This window comes from Pseudomonas sp. GD03903 (assembly GCF_029840045.1).
Taxonomy (GTDB): Bacteria; Pseudomonadota; Gammaproteobacteria; order Pseudomonadales; family Pseudomonadaceae; genus Pseudomonas; species Pseudomonas pseudonitroreducens.
The window spans coordinates 13,668-30,471 of record NZ_JAOCBT010000035.1; the positions used below are offsets into that span (position 1 = coordinate 13,668).

Consider the following 16,804-nt stretch of genomic DNA (forward strand, 5'->3'; position numbering starts at 1 on the left):
TCACGTGTAGCGCGATCACCAAAATGATTGCCAAACCCGGCTGCGAGCCTGCAAAAGCGAGCATTACAACCATCGATCATGGTGTTCGCGCCACCAACTTTACGCAGGAGTTTGGAAAAGGAACACGACGTTTATCCCTCACTTTAAGCCAAAAAATCTCGCGACTGAAAGCTATGAAGAGCTCCAGGCTCCGTGGTATCCCGTTTTAAGCGAAAGCGAGGGTTAGTCATCCTGCGATGGCGCACGCGAACGTGATCTGCATCGATGCCAACATGGGATCGGCGTATTTCAACAGATTCGGAAAGTCTTCTTCAGGGTTTCCCTAACAATCCAAGGGGCTCAGCAGTAACTACATCACCCCCGACTGCATCCAAAGGCATGCTGACCATTTCCATACGCCTTAGAGGCGACCTTGCAAAGATAACTGGCACGGTGAAACAGGTCAGACAACCCTCCAGTGTCCTCGCGATCCACTCTGTACACTGGGTTGGCAGGAATCTCGACCAGACCTGTCACCTGATCGACCTGCAGCCCCAAGGCGCTAGCCCACGCCTCCTGCAGGCGACTGATCATGTTGGTGTTATCAGACTGCAGCTTACCAACCGTGTAGAAGGCATCTCGATTGAGCAGAATCAGAACGTGATAATGCGGGCGTTGCCTTTTCCCCTCCTCCCTGGCCCATACGTAACGGACCTTACTTCCATGAGCATACGGATTCCGCTCACAAGCCTTCAGTCGGTTGTGCTCGATCTTGGCCTTGAACGACTCAATAAACCTGCTGATGACTTGGTTGGTGTATGCATAATCAGGCAAGTCGATACCGATTGGCAGACGTAGATCGATTCTAAAGGCTAACAGCCTCGGATACTGGCTAAGCGTGTTTTCAACGGTGCGTTTCAATGCAGCCAAGTACTCAGTTACAAACGGCCCCTTCTCGACCATGACTGGAAGACCTTCAAACAGATCACCAGTGTGGATGTGAAGGTTGGTGTTATCGGGATGACGCAGCATGGTAACCACTCTCTTTACTAAGACTCATATACTCAGCAAGCGTGGTATTTGTTTACGAGTTACACCCTGCCAACCATCCCTGACCAAACTTCACTCACACCACCCAGTCTGAAGAGAGAATCACTAGCGAGATGAGTGTTTAGGTAGCATGTGAAGCAATGGGTAGATTCTAGGCACCAAGGTGTTTGCCAGAAGGTAGATACACTTCAGATAGCCAACACCATGCTAGGCATTGGATAGATACAGATAGTCAGTAGTACGAGTAGGCATTAGCCATTCCCACATCATGATGGATAGTTACGTATAAAAGCATATTACCCATACCGAAAACAAAACGACACCATACCCCCGTTAAAGCCGGCCAAACCATTAGAAATATCAGCAAATACCTCATTCATTCAACTCCGGCAAAAAACCATCATGATCCGGTATCAACCGGATCATGATGGCGACTATGCTCGTCGACGCAAATCATCAGCTAGCCAGGCCTAAAGCTTTATCACGCTCAGCCACCTTAGCGAGAATCCAGTCGTGAACTTCGCTTTCTAGCCAGCCGACGCATCGATCCCCTAACGGCACCGGAATTGGAAACTGACCTTCTGCGATGTACTTATAAATCGTGGATCGGGAAAGACCAGTAAGATCCATAACTTCTTTCAGGCGGATTATCCTCATGAACGTAGCTCCTGTATTCGTCCAGAGGATTGGCAAGGCCAGTAAAAATTGACGGACGACGAACCCACCCCACACCTTGTCGGCACGTTTCCCTCTCCCCTATCCGTCCATTGCCTCCTACCCTCAGCGCCCTTTAGGGAGATCAGGCACCTCCAAGAGAACCTTCCTTTTTCCAACGCAAAGAGCTACAAACACACCTACATACCCTTTAAAGTCGTGAATCAAAGAGAATTTTGTACTACTAGAGTACGACTAGGTTGACTCCATAATCACGATAGAGTAAATCTAGGCTCATCCTTCAATTTGCATAGAGTGAACCTAGAGTGGCGATACGTTACAACGATGAGTTAAGCCAGGTTCTCGGCGATTCCGAGTACAGCGAGCGCCATGACATATGGCTTTGGTACACACTCGTTTTCTTCGAACAAAGTTTCAATAAAGAAGCACTCCCAGACTATGGAATGCGAGACAAGATGGCTCGATACCTCCAAGCAAACAAATGGAGGGTCGATCCACTATTGCAAAGAAGACGAGAGCAACTCACCCCCAAGAAACACCTAGAATGGATCACGAACGAACGTCGACTAGTGGAATGGCTAACAAAAGAAATTCAAAACTCAACCAAGCACAGCCAACTTAACTTCCCATTCAATCTTTCTGGAAGGGATCTCCCTATAGCAATACTTGACGTCTGGGAACGAGACCTTACCGAAAAGACATCGCTAATCAAAAATCTGGAGCAGCGGTGGCGCGAGCACAAAGCCCACGACAAAAAATACTCATGGTTTAAAGACGACAATCAAAAATGCTCACTCGCTTACGAGTGGCTACAAAAGAACACATACCTCTCCATCTTCCGCACGCCCATCGAAACATATGAAGACCTACTGATCTTTTTCGACAACGCGAACTACACCTACGAACAAGAAGAACTTTATATTGGAAAAATTAAAAAACTATGGAACCAAAGAAAATACAGAAGCACATTAAAGGGAAAATCACAGTATAACTTTGTCCTGTCAGACAAGACCGTCGAGATGCTAGACAAAATTTCAGAACAACACGAAATCAGTCGAGCACGTGCACTAGAAATACTCGTAGAGATAGAGGCTAAAAAAGGCTTATACATCTCAGAAAAGCTGCAAAATTCTAAACTGCTTCGCAGTACTTAGCTAAAACCAGGCATAACGACCGAAATATATCAAAGCTAAGTCTATCACTGCTAAGAAGGCAACCACTCACAAGCAGAAACCACCAGCAAATTAGATTCAAATAATTTTCAAACCTATATCATTAACTTGAAGGTCTAGCAGTAGGCCTTCTCCCTCGGTTGAATCGGCTTGATATAGGAAAATTCTCTCATGAACTGTCCCGTATGTAATTCTGCACGCGTTGCAACGAAGGATCTCGGCAAAAAGGCCGGTGGCGTCATCGGATCGATTGGTGGCGCCGCCAGTGGCGTGTCCAGCGTACTAGCAGGTGCCGAGGCTGGCGCCACTGTCGGTGCTTTTGCCGGTCCTGTCGGCATTGCCCTGGGCGGTATTACCGGAGCCATCTTCGGAGGGCTCGTAGGTGGCGCTACCGGAGCGGTAGCTGGTGCAGCGATTGGCTCTCAAATCGATGAGAGAGTGCTGAACAATTACCAGTGTCTGGAATGCGGGCACGAGTTCAGCCTCTACGATTGACGCCCGCGATCCCTCACTCCGCTTACCTGGCCCTCTTTCCATTCCCTATTTCTGCCGGTGCTGTGCAATGCACAGCGCTTTATGCCGGCTATGGCTCAAAGGAATATCTCCCATGGCTCATCAAATCGAACAAATGGCTTATGTTGGAACTACTCCCTGGCACGGCCTGGGCAACAATCTGCCGCGTAAACAGTCCATTGAAGTCTGGCAGCGCGAAGCCGGTATGAACTGGCAAATCTTGGAAAGCCCTGTGCATTTCAAGTCGGATGCCGTCGGCCATCTGGGTGCCATCCACTCCTTCCCTGAACAGAAGGTCCTCTACCGCTCAGACACCAAGGCACCGCTGTCGGTGGTCTCCCAGCGCTACCACACCGTGCAACCACGACAGGTCTTGGAATTCTATCGCGACCTGACCGAGGTCTCCGGCTACGAGCTAGAAACGGCCGGCGTGCTCAAGGGCGGTCGTAAGTTCTGGGCGCTGGCGCGTACCGGACAAGGGGCTGCCCTCAAAGGCAACGACCAGGTCAACGGTTACCTGCTGCTAGCCACGTCCTGCGACGGTACATTGGCCACGACGGCAACGCCGACCACGGTGCGCGTGGTGTGCAACAACACCCTGACCGTCGCGTTGGACGGTACTGCTCGTGCGATCAAGGTGCCGCACAATACCCGCTTCGATCCGAAGGCGGTAAAGAGGCAACTCGGTATCGCCGTCTCGCAATGGGACAACTTCATGTATCGCATGCGCGCTCTGGCCGAACGTAAAGTGCAGCGGCATGAGGCTTTGAGGTTCTTCATGAACGTGATGTGCGAAACATCACCGACCGGCACCCAGCCGAAGACCCTGCCAAACGAGCGTGCCTTGCGCAAGGTGCAGGAGCTGTACGAAGGCCGTGGTCGAGGCAGCCAGTTGGACTCAGCTCGCGGCACCGCTTGGGGCCTGCTCAATGCGGTAACCGAATATGTCGACCACGAACGTCGTGCTCGCAACAGTGAGTACCGACTAGACTCGGCCTGGTTCGGGCAGGGAGCACAGATCAAGCAGCGCGCCCTGGATTCCGCTCTGCAATTGGTCGCTTGATCACTTGCTTACGCTCGGTCTGCGCGAGGCAGACCGAGCGTATATGCCTGAATGGTGATAGCCGAAAGCTAGACTCCTTGCGGGCAGTATCATTCGCAGTCCTTACCGCACGACAAGGTGCGCGACACAAACACCTACGAAATCAAAACCGGGTATAAAACCGGGTACATCTAATTACGAAATTAACCTCAAAGCCTAAAGAGCCTGGTCTTGGAACCAATACTTACCACCTAACGTCTAAGCGCCAGCCAGACACGAAAAGCCCCGGACACCCGCCGGGGCTTTTTCATTTGCGCGCCCCACTCCGCCGCTCATCGCGAAAATTTCGCGCGACCGGCTAAACGATTGATAGAACAGAAAAATATTCAAGCAAAGGGGTTGACACCCCCCCTCGATCTGCGGAAAATGCGCGCCACTCGGCTACATAGCTCAGTCGGTTAGAGCGCAGCATTCATAATGCTGATGTCCCAGGTTCAAGTCCCGGTGTAGCCACCATACAAAACAAAGGGTTAGCGCAAGCTAACCCTTTTTTGTTTTGGCCGGCAGACTACAAACCGACTACATCCCGTCTACGGACGCTAAAGCATCGTGTAGATCACAGCCGCAACCAGCAGCGCGGCCAAGGCGACGACCAGTCTCTCGCCCCCCGAAAGAAATCGCCCTACCGGGCGCCCCATCAATCTCTGATAGGCGGTGTAGGTCGATATCGCCTCCAATAGCATTGGAATCCCCAGAATCACTACCAGCACGACCAGTTTCATTTATTGAGCCTCCTTGCTCGCGTTTGGTATCAGCCATTCCACGGATTAATCAGCGCAACCCCGAAGCCCTCGAAGTGGCGGACATTGCGGGTTGCAACCGGTACGCCATGCAACTTGGCTATCGCTGCAATCTGACCATCCGCCATATCGGCAATCTTTCCCTTGGTCTCACTCTCTGTCGCCAGCTCTGCGTAATGCACCGCTGCGTCCGCATCGAACGGCAGGATTCTCCCGGCAAAGTCCTCTTCGAACATTGCAATGGCCACATCCTGTAGCGCTTGCCTGCGCTTACCTTCCGGCATCCTGGCGATGCCGTAGAGGATCTCTGCCACTGTGATCGAGCAGATCAGCAGATCTTGGGTAGGTTGAGCATCGATCCAGGCAACCACCGCCGGATCTGGCTTGGCTCTCATGAGCTCCGACAAAACATTGGTGTCGAGCAGAATCATTCGTCAAAGTCCGCAGCCCGAGCCTTGGCCTTGCGTGCCGGCAACTCAATCTCTGCTCCGCCAACCGACGCAAAGCGGGCATGAATACGGCTTCCCAAACCACCCTGCTTTTCTTTCGGAGAGAGCGCCTGGGCGAGGATCACTCGGACCTCCTCTTCCATCGAGCGGCCATGATTCGCGGCTACCACTCGGAGCTTGGCCTTGAGGTCTTCATCTAGGTTTCTAATCGTGATGCTGGCCATAGAGCCCTCCGGACGCAATCAGTGCAATCATTGATAGCATACGAGAATTGAGTGGGCTGTGCGAGCTAAGGCAGATGTCCGGCCAAGCTATCCTTTGCTTCCTTCCCTTCTTCATCCAAATCAGGTCCTATTCGCGATACGCCAGATATGCGAAAGACCCAAGGGAGTGAAATGGAATGCAGGGCAGCTCAGAAGGCAAACACGTTGAAAGCAGCCTGGCCGGAAGGATCGACGGATTCCTTTTCGCACTGACACGGTTCGGTAGGGACCCAGCTGGGTACTCAGCCTCAGCCGAGCTTTGCCGGTTGCCGGGCAACGACATAGCCGCGGAGTATGTTGGACTCCTTGAGAAGCTGGATACCGAAGAGCCGGTGTCAATCTCAATCCATGACTTCTCACCCCAGAATCACGGCTTCCACTTTCTGGAGGAAACGTTTTCCACATTCTTGCAGCAGGCGATGGCTAGGCCAGATGGTGCTGAACCTGACCTGGACGCTATCGGCCTCGCGACTTGGTACATCGTCGAATACATCTCCTGGATGTCCGATCCGCTGGGCCATATTTACTCTTCGAAACTAAGAGTTGACGGACACGAGAGCGACTGTATTTTCATCACGTGCAATGAGCAGTTCTTAGTTATACAACTTTCGGAGCACTAATACTCAGACAGGGGGCGCATTATGACTTGGTATGTTGCCAGTATTGTCTCGACAATCGAGCTTCTCGAAGAAGTTCAAACTGAGTTTCCAGTCTTCGAAGACTTTTACCTTTTCGAGGCAATGTCCGAGCCTGAATTGAAAGAAAAAATATCCAAGAAAATCCTCCTAATTGAAGCTGCTGGAAATTGCAGCCTGGACGGTAAGCCTGCAAGGCAGCGGTGCACAGGCGTCCGTAAGACTCGATCAATTTACAACTCTATAGAGGATGATATTGACCAAAGCCCTCCCGCAGACGGTGCTGAGCTAACTCACAGCTTTTTCATAGCAAAATCCTTAGACGACGCTGTTTTATTCTCACAAGGTAAAAGAGTAACGCTTGACTGTGTTGATGACTGCGACGAATAAGTTCCCCTACCTTACTGCGACAAGGCAAGAATGCTCACTGCTCGTTTAAAAGGCCTGCCTGGGTTAAAGGCGATAACCGCAGCGCCGACTCCAAATGCTCTGGCGACAGGTGCGCATACCTCATCGTCATCGTGATCGACGAATGCCCCAGGATCCGCTGAAGCGTGAGGATGTCCCCTCCTCCCATCATGTAATGGCTCGCGAAGGTGTGGCGGAGGATGTGGGTCAGTTGCCCCGGCGTTTGGAATCCACAGCGCTCGTAGGCGCAACGGAAGGCGGCGCGGCACGACATGAACAGGCGGCCAGTTCCCGGCATGCCCACCTTGAACATCAGTTGCTCCAGCTCAGCCGGGATCGGCACTGAGCGACTCTGACGGTTCTTGGTCCGGTGGTAGTGGACCTTACCCCCATGCACGGCCCCACGGGCGATGCTCTCGGCCTCTTCCCAGCGGGCACCTGTAGCGAGACACAGGAGAGCGACCGGGTATGTGTGGTTGTTCATGCTGGCCTTGCACTCCTCGAGGAGCTGGGCGACCTGATCCAGGGTGAGGAATGTCAGTTCGACCTGATCGGTCTTGATCTGCCGGACATTGGCCAGCGGGTTTGCCTTGTGCCAGGAGCCGAGGCGGATCAGCTCGGAGAAGAGGGCCGACAGGTAGCGCTGTTCGTGGTTGACCGTCTCCGGCTTCACCTCAGTCAGACGGCGTTACCGAGGGCGTGCCCAGGCGAGCCAATCGAAATCGATAGCCTATGGAGCGCCGAGGCACGGCACGACCAATTTCGCTTTTCCCCAGGTATCAGTCCAGCGCTGCTCAATCAGCATCGTCGATCAGCTCCACGGAATCGTTCCGCGCGTCATTCACTCGTAACGACACTCGATAACCCGTAAAGTCCTCCCGCGCATGATGGATCAGCTCCTGCAGTGCTTCGCTGGGTGTGGAAGTGGATAGCCACTCCTCGAAACTCTCCGGCGCCAGCACCACGGGCATGCGGTGATGGATATGTTCGATGCTGGGCCCAACGGATCGCGTCAGCAGTGCGCAAGACAGGACGGGCTCGTCGTTGGGTTTTATCCACAGTGACCAAAGCCCAGCGATGGCAATGACCGGGTCGGTCAGGCAATGGATGAAGTACGGCTGGTGGACCTGGCGGCCAGCAGCGTTGTGCAGGGTTTCCCTCTCATTCCACTCGTACCAGCCCAGGGCGGGCATCAGGCAGCGTGCGTTGCGCAGGGCCTGTCGCCAGAGGGGTTTGCCGGCGGCCTCTTCGCTGCGGGCATTGAAGGAGAAGCGTGGCGGAGTGGAGTCCTTCCACCAGGTGGGGATCAGGCCCCAGCGCGCAGGCAACAGTTCGAGCTGGCCGCTTTGGTCGTGGCGCAGGATCGGCACGGTCATGGTCGGAGCGACGTTGTAGCAGGCCTCCAACCAGCGCGGTGGTGTGCGCGCGCCGATGTGCCAGTAGCGTTCGATGGCGGCCTCTTCGGGGCTGACGTAGCGTCCGCACATGCCGGGCACCTTGGGGAGAGTGGTGCTTTCAGCGTAGTTCCCGGCGGTAGCCGGCGGACATCATGGCGACCGGCGAGGTCGGCCAGTCATTCCAGCCGCTGCAATACGCCCTGCCCTATCACCTGGGTGGTCTCCCTACCGAAGTCCACACCCCCCTCCTCCCGCAGGAAAGCATCCACCGCGTCATCGATGCGATCGGCCAACTCCGGCAACTGCCAGTAATGCCGCAGCAGCATGCCGGCACTGAGAATGGCCGCGAGCGGGTTGGCGCGGCCGCTGCCGGCGATGTCCGGGGCGCTGCCGTGGACGGGCTCGGCGAGGGCGATGTTGGCGCCGAGATTGAGCGAGGGTGCGAGGCCCAGGCCGCCGCCCCAGTGGCTGGCGAGGTCGGAGAGGATGTCGCCGAAGAGGTTGGTGGTGACAATGAGGTCGAAGGCCTCCGGGTGCTCGACCAGTTGCAGGGCGGCCACGTCGACCAGGCGTTCGTCGAGCACATCGCTCCAGCCGTCTTCGGCGAGCAGGTCGCGGCAGGTGTCGCGGAACAGGCCGCAGGTGAGCGGCAGGACGTTGGCCTTGTGTACGAGTGTGATGCGCCGGGCGTGGCGCAGACGGGTCAGTTCGGCGGCACCTGCGCCGAGACGTTCGCAGGCGGCGCGGCTGATCACTCTTTCGGCGACGGCGACGCCCTCGGCCTCCCAGTGTTCGCGGCCGCTGTAGAGGCCTTCGCTGTTCTCCCGCAGCACCAGCAAGTCGATCCCGGCGCGCGGCGAGACCACCGGGCGCGAGCGCACGGGGCGTAGATTGAGGTTCAGTTCCAGCGTCTGGCGCAGGCTGAGGATGGCGCTGCGGTAGCCTTCGACCTTGTGGCTGGGCGAGGAGACGGCACCGAACAACCCGGCGCCGCAAGTGCGCAGGCGTTCGTAGGTGGACTCGGGAACGGAGGTGCCGTGGTGCTGGAAGCAGTCCCAGCCGGCTTCGGCTTCTTCTACCTGCAGGCCAGGCAGCAGGCGTCGCAGGACTTCCACGGCGACGGGCACGACCTCGCGACCGATACCGTCACCGGGAATGACGCACAGGCGTCGGCTCAAGACTGGCCGAGCGGGCGCAGGCGGTACTGCGGAGGCAACTGGTCGAGGCCGCTGACGGTCACACTGAGGTCCTTCCAGATACCGTCCTTGATGCCGTAGATGCAACCGTGCACGGAAAGCTTCTGACCACGATGCCAGGCGTTCTGGACGATGCTGGTGTGGCTGACGTTGGCCACCTGCTGGATGACGTTGAGCTCGCAGAGACGATCGACGCGCTCTTCTTCCTTTTCGAACTGGGCAAGATGGTCGCGGTACTCGTAGGCGAGGTCGCGGATGGTGCGCAGCCAGCCGTCGATCAGGCCGAGTTGGCTATGGTGCAGCGCGGCGCGTACACCTCCGCAGCCATAATGACCGGTGACCAGGATGTGCTTCACCTTGAGCACATCGACGGCGAACTGGATGACCGACAGGCAGTTGAGGTCGGTGTGCAGCACGACGTTGGCGACGTTGCGGTGGACGAACAGGTCGCCGGGCAGCAGGCCGACGATCTGGTTGGACGGCACGCGTGCATCGGAACAACCGATCCACAGGTATTCGGGCGTCTGCTGGCGGGCCAGTTTGGCGAAGAACTCGGGGTCTTCCTGCTTGATGGCTTCGGCCCAGCGGGCATTGTTGTCGAACAGTTCCTGCAGATCGCTCATGTCCGGCTCCTCATCATTGGCTGGCGGCACCTTACGCAGCACGGGCGTGGCTGACAAGCCGCATCAGCGCACAGCGTTCATTCGCCACCAGCGCGGCAGCCGTGGCGCCTGCTGCTGCGCCAGTTGGTGCCAGGCGTCGTGCCAGGCCTGGCCTTCCGCGGCGAGGCGTGGCCAATCCAGCGTGCGCCGATCCAGGGCGCTGAGCAACTCGGTTTCCAGCCAGCCGTGGCCGGCGCGCAGGGCGTCGGCGAAGCCGGGATCGGCCAGGGCGCGCTGGTGCACGGTTTCAAAGCGCCACCAGAGCGAGTCTTCCACCGCGTCGGTTTCGCGGCTGAGCAAGCCTTCCCCGGCGCGCTCCTCGAAGCCCAGCGGCTGGAACATCGACAGGCATGGCGAGGAGGTGGCGGTGGCGGCCAAGCGCGGGGACGCCCCGTCGAGCCGGGCGATGAGGCTCCCGGTGGTCTGCAAAGGACGCCAGAAGCTGCCGGCATGCAGGCAGATCTGCCGATTGTCGTGCAGGTTGAAGCGATGCCCGCGGTGGCCGTGGCTGCGCAGGGCGACGACCAGCGCCAGCCAGTCGACCTGGGTCGGGCAGTGGGCGAGGAAGTCTTCGTTGAGCTGCCGGCGCTGATGGGCGCCAGCCACCCAGGGCAGCACGCGACCATCGAAGGCGCGGGCAAAGTGAAAGTCGCCGCGACCGTTCCAGCAGCCGAAGCGGCGCGCCTGGGTTTCCAGGTTGGCGCTGGCCAGGTCGTATTCGTGGCCAAGGCTCAGGGCGTTGGAGATGGCCCAGCGCTCGACCTTCTTCGCCGCCCACAGGCGCCCGGCGGTTTCCAGTACCCAGGCTTCGTCGCGATCGGCAATCAGATAGCTGTTGTCGTAGCGCATGCGCTTGTTGCGGTAACCGGCCGGGCCGCCCTGGCCGTGGCGCTCCAGCAGCTCGGTGATGACGGCCAGGGCCTCGCGGGCACTGCCGCCGCGCTCCAGCCCCAGGCGCAGCAGGTCCATGCCGAGCAGGGCTTCGCCGTCGCGCTGGGTCAGCCGGGTGAACACGGCTTCATTGCCGATGGCCACGCCCTTGTCGTTGACGCCCATCTCGGCGCCCCACAGCCAGGCCGGCTGGCTGAGGATGACGCCATGGCGGTTGGCGCTCTGGGGGATCTGCAGGTAGCTGGTGCGCACCGTGGCCGCACTGTCGCCGCTGACGGCGGGCAGGCGGATCAGGCGTTGCGCTTCGGCGGGTTCACGGTCGCTGTTCTTGGCGAACCAGGTGGCCCCGCCGCTACGCAATACCAAGGTGTCGCACATAGTCTTCCTCCCCGTGATCTTCCCGCGCGCCGAGCACTTCCCGCGCTGCGCGCTCCCCGGCCTCCACGGCCCCGTCGAAATAGCCCATCCAGCGCGTCGCCGTTTCTGTGCCGGCGAAGTGCAAACGCCCGTAGGGTTCGCGTAGGCGCGCTGCGCCGCTGCTCCACAGTCCCGGCGGGAACAGCGCGGCATAGCAGCCTCGGGCGAAGGGTTCCTCGGCCCAGGATTTGTCCACATAGTCCACCGGCTGCAGCGCCTGCTCGCCGAAGTAGCGGGCGAAACAGTCCAGCACCTGGCCACGGCGGTCGCCGCTGGGCCGGGCGTTCCACTGACGCGCCTCATCGCCTTCGATGAAGCCCAGCAGCACGCCACGCCCGGAGTCGGGGACGCTGTTGTCGAAGGTCAGGCGCACCGGGCCGGTTTCACTGGTGGCCTGGCCGGAGAGGTTCCGGTCGCGCCAGAAGGGCTTGTCGTAGAGCGCCATGCACTTGATCACCGCTCCCTGGGGCAGACGCTGCAGCAACTGGTCGCGCCAGCTGGGCAGCAAGGGCTCCTGGGTAATACGCAGTAGTTGGGTCGGCGGAATGGCGAAGATGACGTGGCTGGCCTGGTGCGTGCCGCGGTCGGTCATCAGCTCGACAGTGCTGCCGTCCTGGCGCACGGCGCGCACCGGCTCGCCGAGGTGGACGTCGCCCAGGCGCTCGGCCAGGGCTTCGCTGATGCGCTGCGAGCCACCCAGGATGCGGTCCTGCTGGGCCCCACCGTCAACCCCGAGCACGGTGTCGAGATTGGTGCCGCCGTGGATATAGAAGAGGACATGGAGGAACGAAAGGTCATGGGGGCTGGCGGCGAACACAGCACCGCACATCAGTTCGAAGACCTTGCGCCCGGTGGAGGTGCGCACGTTGCGCCGCAGCCATTCGGCGAAGGTCAGGCTGTCCCACTGCGGCGCCTTGGGGTGCAGGCTGGGGTCGCCCAGGGGGATTTCCCGCGCCATGCGGTCCAGACGGACGTGAGCCTGAAGGACATCAAGGAGGACGTGGGGAGGAAACTTCGGGATGGTGCCGCGATACGGTCTGAGCCGCCCACCGAAAAAAGTGAGGTTGTCGCCCTGGTTCCATTGCGGGTAAGTCGCCAGGCCAAGTTCTGCCAGCAGGGAGAGAATGCGCTCCTGGGTCGGGCCGACCCACTGCCCGCCCACCTCGACCACTTCGCCGCTGGCGAAACGATGATTGAGCGTTCGCCCTCCGACCCGCTTGTTGGCCTCGATCACTTTGACCCGCCGCCCTGCTTGCGCCAGACGCCAGGCCGCGGTCAGCCCCGATATACCGGCGCCCACCACGATCACATCGCTGCGATTCATGTTTGCGACCTTTTTCTTGTTGTTATTGGGGGTAAGGGTAAGACAGGAATGGGCGTAGGAAAAACTCGAATGATGAGAAATTTCCGGGCTTTGCGGGGGGTGGCGTGTAGAGGGCTCTAGGGTGGGCTATCGCGAGGAGGGGTTGGTGAAGGGCGTTGGGAGAGGGCGACGAACTGGTGAGGGCGAAGGTTCGCGAGCAAGCTCGCTCCTACAAAAGTGGGCGAGGATGGCGCGGCTGGGAAGCGATCGCTGACAGAGTCTGCTCCCACGCACGCCTGGATTCCGGCGTGTGGGGTCGCGGGGGGGCAGGGGAAGTTCTCGCAGGATGGGTGGAGCGGAGCGATACCCATGTCGCAGACGCACCGATTGATGGGTATCGCTTCGCTCCACACCATCCTACTTCCTGGTCAGTGCGAAGAAGCACGCGTGGTGGGTGCTCAGTCGACCAGCGTGCAGGCCATCACCAGCGCGTCTTCCCGCCCACCGACGGCGGGGTAGTAATCTCGGCGGCGGCCGATTTCGTTGAAGCCGTAGCGCTCGTAGAGGCGATAGGCGGGCCCGTTGGAGGCGCGGACTTCGAGGAAGCACTCCACCCCGCCTCGCTCGTGGGCGCGCTTCATCAAGTGCTCCAGCAGCGCCAGCCCAAGCCCACGGCCCTGGCTTTCCGGCTTGACGGTGATGTTGAGCAGATGCGCCTCATCGAGGATCAACTGGATCACGCCGTGGCCGACCTGCTGGCTGCCTTCGAACATTACCCAGCATTCGTAGCTTTTCAGGCCGTCGGCGAAGGTGCCGCGCGTCCAGGGGTGGCTGAAGGCGGCGTATTCGATCTTGAGTACGGCATCGAGGTCCGCCTCGGTCATCGGGCGGAAAGAAACGGCATCACTCATGCAGGTATCTGACTCATCCAGCGTTGCCGTACGCGGCGCATGGCGCGCCAGAGGTCGGCTTTCAAAGTGGGTTCTTCGGCCAGGCGCTCCAGGCCCGGCAGCGCCCAGGCTACGCCCAGGCCTTCGACCTGCAGCTCGCGCAGCAGGGATTCTTCGTCGCCCTCGCCGGCAAAACGCACGGCAGGCATGCCGACCAGCCACAGGCAGGCACATGGAGCGCCCTCCTCCAGCCGCGCAGCAACGAAGCCCTGGACGAACTCGCGGGCGGCCTGCGGGCCCTGGTCCATGTTGCCGCGGGAGAACAGCGGCCAGCGTACCGGCTCGCCCATCAGTTGCGGGCTGTCCGGCAGGCCGGCAGCGCGCAGCAGGTCCTTGAGCAACAGATAGGCCGGATCACGGCTGGCCAGCGGCTCGCCAGTGGGCAGTTCGACCAGGAGGGTGCATTCGCCGGCGCGCAGCAATTGCAGGGCAAAGCGCGGCGGCGGCGCAATCGGTGCGCGGACAGCCGGTTCGGCCTCCGCCTCGGTCGGCTCTTCGGCCTTGACTGCAACAGCCGGCTTGGCCGGGGCTGCGACCTTGGGCAGCAGGCGCGCGGCGATCGAGCCGGGCTCGCCGGCCGCGACCGGCGCCGGCGCAGCGACTGCAGCGGCGGCCTCGCGGGCCACGGCGACAGGTGCCGCAACCGAGGGCTGGGCGACGATGGGCGCGGGGGGCTCCAGCAGCTCCGGGCGCGAAGGAGCGGCGAACGGCAGCACCACGCGCGGCAGCCAGCTGGCGACCTGCATGGCGCCAAGGTAGGCGCGGCGACGGGCTTCTTCGATCAAGGGGCGTTTACCTGTGGGTGGTACCTGCGCGGGCAGGCCGACACGACGAGGCGGGATTGTCGCGTGAAACGCGCCGGGGGGAAAGGCCAGCGGGCGGAGAGCCCGCCGTTTCGCTTATGGAGTACCGAAGACGTAGATGTTGCCGGTGAGCTTGACCGCGCCGGTGGCCTGGTAGGTGAGCAGGTTGGTCTGTTGCAGGCCACTGCCGGAAACCTTGCCCTGGTTGGCACCGCCCAGGGTGAACTGCAGGTTGCTGGCGCTGGCATTGGTCAGGCCGATCTTCATGGCCTGGCGGTTGAACAGCGCGCCGTCGCCGTTGAAGCCGTTGTTGATGGTCACCATATCGATGGACATGCCGTCGAAGCTGAAGGTGCCCTTGATGTTGTCCAGCACGATGTAGCCGGTGCTATTGAGCGGCTGGATCGCCAACCGCGCACCACAGCCGCCAGTGCAGCGGGTATCGGCGGTGTTGGCGGCAAGGTTGAAGTTGACGCTCAGGCTGACACCATCCTGGCCGCTGACGTCGGCCATTTCGCTGTCGTCCAGGCCGCGCATCTCAGCGTGGGCGACGCCAGCGGCCAGCAGGAACAGAGGGACCAGGAGTCGGCTCGAGAGGCGTGCGATTTTCACGGCGAGTCTCCTCATGCGCTAGCGCGGCAGGTTAACGGTACGGACGTTCAGGTAATCGATACGCAGGCCGCGAATGGCCTGGGAACCAACGTCGGTGCCGCTGATGTTCAGGTTGCCGATGCTGATATTGCTCTTCTGCACGTTCTGGTAGAAGGCCTCGTGATTGGCCCAGGTGACGCCCGGCGCGCTGAGCATCAGGTCGCCGTTGCTGGCCACCGAGAGCGTCGCCGGCTGGTAGTTGGCGTCGCCCAGGTTGAGGTCGAAGTAGACGTTCTTGGCCACCACCTTGTTGCTGTCGGCGCAATTCTCGCAGCCGGCGATGATCAACTTGTCGGCATACATCTGCAGGCTCATGGAGGCCTTCAGGCCAGCGGCGTCGCCCCACAGGTTGAGGTACGAGCCGTTGAGGGTAAAGTTCTCCAGGGCGATGGAGAAGAAATCGGTGCGAGTGGTGGTGGCGCCAGCACTGCCGTTGCTGTTGTACGCAGTGCTGGGCAGGGTGAACTTGGTGGCGATGCCGATATCCAGGCCCTGGATGCGGGTGCCGGAAGAGTTCTGCATGGCGCCGGCCACCAATTGCACCGTGGACACATTCTTCTCGGTGCGGGTGATGGTGCCGCTGACGCAGGTGGTGGCGCTGCCGCCTTGCGCACCGCAGAGCTGGACGAACTTGTCGTAGTCGCTGGCGCGCTGGCTCAAGGTCACGCCGTTGCGGCTGACCGACCAGGCGGCGCTGAGGTTCTGCTGCGCGGTGGTGAGGTCGCCGGTGCTGGTGTTGTAGGTATCCACCGAGGCGTTGTAGTTCTTCACCGCGGTGTTGTTGTTACAGGCGGCGAGGATGCCGCAATCGTATTTGGTCCCCAGCGCCGGACGGTCCACGCACCACAGTCCGCAGACCTGCGTGGGAGCGGCGTTATAGCGGGTGTTCATGCTGTTGTAGTTGGTCTTCTGCGTGGCTTGCGCCGTGTCCACCTGCGCCTCGCGCTGGTTGACCACCACCATGTCGGCATCGATGCCACTCTTGAGCGTCACCATGTTGTTCGAGTAGGTGGTCAGCAGCGTGTCGCGCTGGGTCTTCAGTGCGCTCAGTTCGGCGTTGATCTTGTTCGTCGCCTGGGCCGGGTTGGTGCAACCGGCGTCGCCATACAGGCAGCCCTGGTAGTACGACCACAGGCCGAACTTGTGGGTATCGTTGATCGGGTCGGTCCAGGTCGGCGTCATCAGTTGCAGCGCTTCCTGGCTGGCGGGAATGTTCAGCCCCGCCTTGTACTTCACCGGGCCGAGGGTGAAGGCGTGCATCGGCGTACCCAGGTAGGCCTTGGTATCCAGGGTACCGCGCTGGCTGCCAGCGCCCTTGATGTAGGCGCCAGTAATGTCCACCTGCACGTCCTGGTTGGCACTGTTCTTCACCCCGGTGATCTTCGAGGTAGCGCTCGCCTGGTCGTAGCTGAAGCCATCGATGAAGAAGCCCAGTCCCGCCCCGCTGACTTCTTCCAGTTGGTCGTCATCCAGGGCCTTCATGCCCAGTGCCGGCAGGCTCACCAGGCAACCGGCCAGGCAGGCGAGTAGCGCCGCGCGCCAGCTCAT

Annotated in this window: 19 protein-coding genes, 1 tRNA gene and 1 pseudogene; 6 read left to right on the forward strand and 15 right to left on the reverse strand. The window is 59.8% G+C overall.

Translation table 11 applies throughout. From position 1 onward, the window contains the following. Positions 1-354 precede the first annotated feature (354 nt). Together N5C91_RS30555 and N5C91_RS30560 are read right to left on the reverse strand one after the other, a co-directional pair. On the reverse strand, positions 355-1,011 hold the full coding sequence (locus N5C91_RS30555) for an inovirus Gp2 family protein (RefSeq protein WP_279834163.1): 657 nt from the start codon (positions 1,009-1,011) through the stop codon (positions 355-357). 474 nt (positions 1,012-1,485) lie between these two features. Continuing rightward, positions 1,486-1,686, reverse strand: a complete 201-nt coding sequence (locus N5C91_RS30560) for an AlpA family transcriptional regulator (RefSeq protein ID WP_181126733.1) — start codon at positions 1,684-1,686, stop codon at positions 1,486-1,488. A 323-nt stretch (positions 1,687-2,009) separates the two neighbouring features. On the opposite strand from N5C91_RS30560, the gene N5C91_RS30565 reads away from it, so the two are divergent. From N5C91_RS30565 to N5C91_RS30580, 4 genes are all read left to right on the forward strand, one after another. Then, positions 2,010-2,858 carry a hypothetical protein gene (locus N5C91_RS30565; protein ID WP_279834165.1) on the forward strand — a complete coding sequence of 283 codons (849 nt, stop codon included), beginning with the start codon at positions 2,010-2,012 and terminating at the stop codon, positions 2,856-2,858. Between the two features lie 189 nt (positions 2,859-3,047). Beyond that, on the forward strand, positions 3,048-3,371 hold the full coding sequence (locus N5C91_RS30570; RefSeq protein ID WP_279834166.1) for a hypothetical protein: 324 nt from the start codon (positions 3,048-3,050) through the stop codon (positions 3,369-3,371). Between the two features lie 112 nt (positions 3,372-3,483). Beyond that, on the forward strand, positions 3,484-4,452 hold the full coding sequence (locus N5C91_RS30575) for a DUF932 domain-containing protein (protein ID WP_279834167.1): 969 nt from the start codon (positions 3,484-3,486) through the stop codon (positions 4,450-4,452). Between the two features lie 418 nt (positions 4,453-4,870). Then, positions 4,871-4,947 (forward strand) — tRNA-Met (locus N5C91_RS30580). Positions 4,948-5,030: 83 nt separating this feature from the next. Here the strand turns inward: N5C91_RS30580 and N5C91_RS30585 are convergent. From N5C91_RS30585 to N5C91_RS30595, 3 genes are read right to left on the reverse strand one after another with little or no spacing between them, the layout of a single operon-like run. Next, complete coding sequence (locus N5C91_RS30585; RefSeq protein WP_279834168.1) at positions 5,031-5,213, reverse strand: hypothetical protein; 183 nt, start codon at positions 5,211-5,213, stop codon at positions 5,031-5,033. Between the two features lie 29 nt (positions 5,214-5,242). Then, positions 5,243-5,662: a type II toxin-antitoxin system VapC family toxin gene (locus tag N5C91_RS30590; protein WP_279834169.1), complete on the reverse strand. Its 420-nt coding sequence runs from the start codon at positions 5,660-5,662 to the stop codon at positions 5,243-5,245. After that, the gene (locus N5C91_RS30595; protein WP_138527003.1) at positions 5,659-5,904 is read right to left on the reverse strand and encodes an Arc family DNA-binding protein; all 246 of its coding nucleotides are present in this window, start codon (positions 5,902-5,904) and stop codon (positions 5,659-5,661) included. The genes N5C91_RS30590 and N5C91_RS30595 overlap by 4 nt, the downstream gene beginning before the upstream one ends. A gap of 176 nt (positions 5,905-6,080) precedes the next feature. Between N5C91_RS30595 and N5C91_RS30600 the strand changes: the two genes are divergently transcribed. Next, positions 6,081-6,563 (forward strand): hypothetical protein, encoded by a 483-nt coding sequence (locus tag N5C91_RS30600; RefSeq protein ID WP_279834171.1) that lies wholly within the window; start codon positions 6,081-6,083, stop codon positions 6,561-6,563. A gap of 21 nt (positions 6,564-6,584) precedes the next feature. Beyond that, entirely contained in the window at positions 6,585-6,968 is a 384-nt protein-coding gene (locus tag N5C91_RS30605) for a hypothetical protein (RefSeq protein WP_279834172.1), read from the forward strand. A gap of 34 nt (positions 6,969-7,002) precedes the next feature. On the opposite strand, the pseudogene N5C91_RS30610 reads toward N5C91_RS30605, so the two are convergent. From N5C91_RS30610 to N5C91_RS30655, 10 genes and pseudogenes are all read right to left on the reverse strand, one after another. Continuing rightward, positions 7,003-7,731: pseudogene (locus tag N5C91_RS30610) on the reverse strand (tyrosine-type recombinase/integrase); the annotation flags it as partial. 49 nt (positions 7,732-7,780) lie between these two features. Beyond that, entirely contained in the window at positions 7,781-8,473 is a 693-nt protein-coding gene (locus tag N5C91_RS30615) for an SOS response-associated peptidase (RefSeq protein ID WP_279834173.1), read from the reverse strand. 86 nt (positions 8,474-8,559) lie between these two features. Beyond that, on the reverse strand, positions 8,560-9,561 hold the full coding sequence (locus tag N5C91_RS30620) for an isocitrate/isopropylmalate dehydrogenase family protein (RefSeq protein ID WP_279834174.1): 1,002 nt from the start codon (positions 9,559-9,561) through the stop codon (positions 8,560-8,562). Then, a complete protein-coding gene (gene can / locus N5C91_RS30625) occupies positions 9,558-10,202 on the reverse strand; it encodes a carbonate dehydratase (protein WP_236172988.1) in 645 nt (214 codons plus the stop codon). Before can ends, N5C91_RS30620 begins: the two co-directional genes overlap by 4 nt. A 63-nt stretch (positions 10,203-10,265) precedes the next feature. After that, positions 10,266-11,510 (reverse strand): C69 family dipeptidase, encoded by a 1,245-nt coding sequence (locus N5C91_RS30630; protein ID WP_279834176.1) that lies wholly within the window; start codon positions 11,508-11,510, stop codon positions 10,266-10,268. Continuing rightward, on the reverse strand, positions 11,485-12,954 hold the full coding sequence (locus tag N5C91_RS30635; protein WP_279834186.1) for a flavin monoamine oxidase family protein: 1,470 nt from the start codon (positions 12,952-12,954) through the stop codon (positions 11,485-11,487). Before N5C91_RS30635 ends, N5C91_RS30630 begins: the two co-directional genes overlap by 26 nt. A 356-nt stretch (positions 12,955-13,310) precedes the next feature. Then, positions 13,311-13,763: a ribosomal protein S18-alanine N-acetyltransferase gene (gene rimI, locus N5C91_RS30640; RefSeq protein ID WP_024766615.1), complete on the reverse strand. Its 453-nt coding sequence runs from the start codon at positions 13,761-13,763 to the stop codon at positions 13,311-13,313. Continuing rightward, a complete protein-coding gene (locus N5C91_RS30645; RefSeq protein WP_279834179.1) occupies positions 13,760-14,587 on the reverse strand; it encodes an energy transducer TonB in 828 nt (275 codons plus the stop codon). Before N5C91_RS30645 ends, rimI begins: the two co-directional genes overlap by 4 nt. A gap of 114 nt (positions 14,588-14,701) precedes the next feature. Continuing rightward, the gene (locus tag N5C91_RS30650; RefSeq protein WP_279834180.1) at positions 14,702-15,217 is read right to left on the reverse strand and encodes a DUF6160 family protein; all 516 of its coding nucleotides are present in this window, start codon (positions 15,215-15,217) and stop codon (positions 14,702-14,704) included. Positions 15,218-15,235: 18 nt separating this feature from the next. Beyond that, complete coding sequence (locus N5C91_RS30655) at positions 15,236-16,804, reverse strand: hypothetical protein (RefSeq protein ID WP_236172993.1); 1,569 nt, start codon at positions 16,802-16,804, stop codon at positions 15,236-15,238.

What these genes read in the sequence shown, in the direction of transcription:
- N5C91_RS30600 (WP_279834171.1), top strand. Translation starts at nt 6,081, where the DNA reads ATGCAGGGCAGCTCAGAAGGCAAACACGTTGAAAGCAGCCTGGCCGGA.
- N5C91_RS30615 (WP_279834173.1), bottom strand. Translation starts at nt 8,473, where the DNA reads ATGTGCGGACGCTACGTCAGCCCCGAAGAGGCCGCCATCGAACGCTAC.
- N5C91_RS30655 (WP_236172993.1), bottom strand. Translation starts at nt 16,804, where the DNA reads ATGAGCTGGCGCGCGGCGCTACTCGCCTGCCTGGCCGGTTGCCTGGTG.
- N5C91_RS30575 (WP_279834167.1), top strand. Translation starts at nt 3,484, where the DNA reads ATGGCTCATCAAATCGAACAAATGGCTTATGTTGGAACTACTCCCTGG.
- N5C91_RS30630 (WP_279834176.1), bottom strand. Translation starts at nt 11,510, where the DNA reads ATGTGCGACACCTTGGTATTGCGTAGCGGCGGGGCCACCTGGTTCGCC.
- rimI (WP_024766615.1), bottom strand. Translation starts at nt 13,763, where the DNA reads ATGAGTGATGCCGTTTCTTTCCGCCCGATGACCGAGGCGGACCTCGAT.
- N5C91_RS30560 (WP_181126733.1), bottom strand. Translation starts at nt 1,686, where the DNA reads ATGAGGATAATCCGCCTGAAAGAAGTTATGGATCTTACTGGTCTTTCC.
- N5C91_RS30605 (WP_279834172.1), top strand. Translation starts at nt 6,585, where the DNA reads ATGACTTGGTATGTTGCCAGTATTGTCTCGACAATCGAGCTTCTCGAA.
- N5C91_RS30590 (WP_279834169.1), bottom strand. Translation starts at nt 5,662, where the DNA reads ATGATTCTGCTCGACACCAATGTTTTGTCGGAGCTCATGAGAGCCAAG.
- N5C91_RS30570 (WP_279834166.1), top strand. Translation starts at nt 3,048, where the DNA reads ATGAACTGTCCCGTATGTAATTCTGCACGCGTTGCAACGAAGGATCTC.
- N5C91_RS30555 (WP_279834163.1), bottom strand. Translation starts at nt 1,011, where the DNA reads ATGCTGCGTCATCCCGATAACACCAACCTTCACATCCACACTGGTGAT.
- N5C91_RS30585 (WP_279834168.1), bottom strand. Translation starts at nt 5,213, where the DNA reads ATGAAACTGGTCGTGCTGGTAGTGATTCTGGGGATTCCAATGCTATTG.
- can (WP_236172988.1), bottom strand. Translation starts at nt 10,202, where the DNA reads ATGAGCGATCTGCAGGAACTGTTCGACAACAATGCCCGCTGGGCCGAA.
- N5C91_RS30595 (WP_138527003.1), bottom strand. Translation starts at nt 5,904, where the DNA reads ATGGCCAGCATCACGATTAGAAACCTAGATGAAGACCTCAAGGCCAAG.